This window comes from Enterococcus sp. 4E1_DIV0656, from assembly GCF_002140695.1.
GTDB lineage: Bacteria > Bacillota > Bacilli > Lactobacillales > Enterococcaceae > Enterococcus_D > Enterococcus_D entomosocium.
This window is the reverse complement of the sequence record NZ_NGLF01000001.1, coordinates 80,907-83,741: the sequence shown is the minus strand read 5'-3', so window position 1 is coordinate 83,741 and position 2,835 is coordinate 80,907. Positions and strand designations below refer to the sequence as shown.

Annotated in this window: 1 protein-coding gene and 1 pseudogene; one reads left to right on the top strand and one right to left on the bottom strand. The window is 41.9% G+C overall.

Annotated features, from left to right (window positions below):
• Positions 1 to 124 precede the first annotated feature (124 nt).
• Positions 125 to 709, bottom strand: a complete 585-nt coding sequence (locus A5882_RS20220) for a hypothetical protein (protein WP_217808277.1) — start codon at positions 707 to 709, stop codon at positions 125 to 127.
• Positions 710 to 989: 280 nt separating this feature from the next.
• Here A5882_RS20220 and A5882_RS19580 point away from each other — a divergent pair.
• Positions 990 to 2,835: pseudogene (locus A5882_RS19580) on the top strand (hypothetical protein); the annotation flags it as partial.

Genomic DNA, 2,835 nt, shown 5'->3' with positions numbered 1-2,835 from the left:
ATTCATTGTCTGTAAGTACAAGCATTAGTAACAGTGAATCAGCAAGCCTGAGCACATCAGTCAGTGATTCATCATCATTGAGTACAAGTGTTTCGGCATCACTAAGTGCGAGTGATTCTGCAAGTTACAGTGGTAGCACAAGTGTTAGCAGTAGCGAGTCCACAAGCGTAAGTACGTCATTAAGTGATTCATCATCGCTAAGTACAAGTATCAGTAACAGTGAATCAGCAAGTCTGAGCGCATCAATCAGTGGTTCATCATCATTGAGTACAAGTATTTCGGCATCCTTAAGTGCGAGTGATTCTGCAAGCTTTAGTGGTAGCACAAGTGTAAGCAATAGCGACTCCACAAGTGCAAGTACGTCGATCAGTGATTCATCATCGTTAAGTACAAGTGTAAGCAACAGTGACTCGACAAGTACAAGCACGTCGATCAGTGATTCATCATCGTTAAGTACCAGTGTGAGTGATAGTGATTCGACAAGTACAAGTGCCTCAATTAGCGATTCAATGTCTGTAAGTACAAGCATCAGTAACAGTGAATCAACAAGCTTGAGTACGTCCATCAGTGACTCTTCGTCATTGAGCACAAGTAGCTCAGTATCACAAAGTGCGAGCGATTCTACAAGCTTTAGTGGTAGCACAAGCGTAAGTACTAGTGAATCAACAAGTGCAAGTACGTCGATCAGTGACTCGTTATCTCTAAGCACAAGTACTTCGTTGTCATTAAGTGCGAGCGATTCTACAAGCTTTAGTGGCAGCACAAGTGTAAGCAACAGTGAGTCAACAAGTACGAGTACGTCATTGAGTGACTCATTATCAGTAAGTACAAGCATTAGTAACAGTGAGTCAGCAAGTATTAGTACTTCACTAAGTGATTCATCATCATTGAGTACTAGTGGTTTAATGTCACAAAGTGCAAGCGACTCTGCAAGCTACAGCGGTAGCACAAGTACAAGTAATAGTGAATCAACAAGCATTAGTACGTCTGTGAGCGATTCACGGACTAGTGAAAGTCAAAGCTATAGCAGCAGTACTTCAGCCAGCTTGAGCATGAGTACTAGTGTCAGTACTTCGGTTAGTGACTCTGCTTCAATTAGTACAAGTAGCAGTAATAGTGAATCGAATAGTTTGAGTACGTCAATTAGTGATTCACGTTCAAGTATGAGTGAAAGCTTTAGCAGCAGTACCTCAGCAAGTATTAGTCTAAGTACTAGTGACAGTACTAGCTACAGTAGCAGCACCTCAGCAAGCATAAGTACAAGTACTAGCGATAGTACAAGTATTAGTAATAGTGCTTCTGAAAGTATGAGTGAAAGCTTGAGTATCAGTACATCAATGAGCGACTCATCGTCAATCAGTGCTAGCTTGAGCAATAGCGATAGTCTTTCAGAAAGCAGATCACTAGCAAGTGAAAGTCAAAGCTACAGTAGTAGTACTTCTGCGAGTCTAAGTCTCAGCACAAGTACTAGCAGTTCATTAAGTGATTCATCGTCAACTAGTGCGAGCGACAGCTACAGTTTGAGTAATAGTTTGAGCCAATTGACAAGTGACTCACTTTCCGAAGGTATTAGTTTAAGTAATAGCCTAAGTAATAGTTTCAGTCAAAGTACTTCAGCTAGCACGAGTTTGAGTTCAAGTACAAGTCTAAGTGAACAATTATCTCAATCAGTCAGTGCCAGCGAGTCACGGAGTGATAGCCTAAGCTATAGTAGCAGCACATCAATTAGTACGAGTGAAAGTAGCAGTACTAGCTTGAGCGAATTACTATCTCGTTCAACCAGTGCCAGTGAATCACGGAGCAATAGCTTGAGCCAAAGCACAAGTACTTCGTTGAGTGGCAGCAACAGCTCTAGCTTAAGTTTAAGTGAAATGAACTCTCAATCTAGCAGTGCGAGCGAATCACGGAGTGATAGTGTAAGCAATAGCATGAGCACATCAACTAGTGACAGCTTAAGTTCTAGTACGAGTGTAAGTGATTTACTTTCTAGATCAGAGAGTGCAAGTGAATCTAGAAGTGATAGCCTAAGCTATAGCGGTAGCACGAGCGTAAGTAACAGCTTAAGTTTAAGCGCGAGTCTAAGTGATTTACTATCTAGATCTGAAAGTGCCAGCGAATCACGTAGTTTCAGTACGAGTGATAGTGCAAGCACATCACTCAGCAATAGCGATAGTGCAAGTGATAGCTTAAGCGATCTATATTCAAGATCGAACAGTTCTAGCCTTTCAACCAGTGACAGTACAAGTACAAATGATTCTGTCTCAGCAAGTGCTAGTGAGAGCACCAGCATTTCACAATCTACTAGTACAAGTCTAAGCGAATCGGCATCAATCAGCACATCGCTTAGCGAAAAACAAGAAGTGATTGAATCTCAAAGTGTGAGTGCTTCGACAAGTGATTCACAAAGCTCTAGCACCAGTGAATCAGTTAGCGTCAGCATCAGTACTAGCGAAAGCGAGCGGAATAGTACGGAAGTTACACCTAGCGAATCAACCTCCATTAGCGAAAGCATTAGTACAAGTGAAAGTGTCCGAGATTCCGAATCGGTTAGTTCAAGTGACAGTACAAGTTTGAGTCAATCTATGAGTACGAGCGATCAAGCCTCCGCTTCTGAAAGTACAAGCAACAGTTCTAGCATTCGTGATTCTGAGTCTGAAAGCGCAAGTATTTCTACGGAAGAAAGCCGCAGCTTCAGTACAAGTGAGTCGATTTTTGCAAGTGAGAGCACATCAATCAGTCAAAGTGACAGTACAAGTATGAGCGAATCAGCTAGTGAAAGTACTAGCATTAGTGACAGTGAACGTGGTTCAATGTCTGATAGTGCAAGTGTAAGTG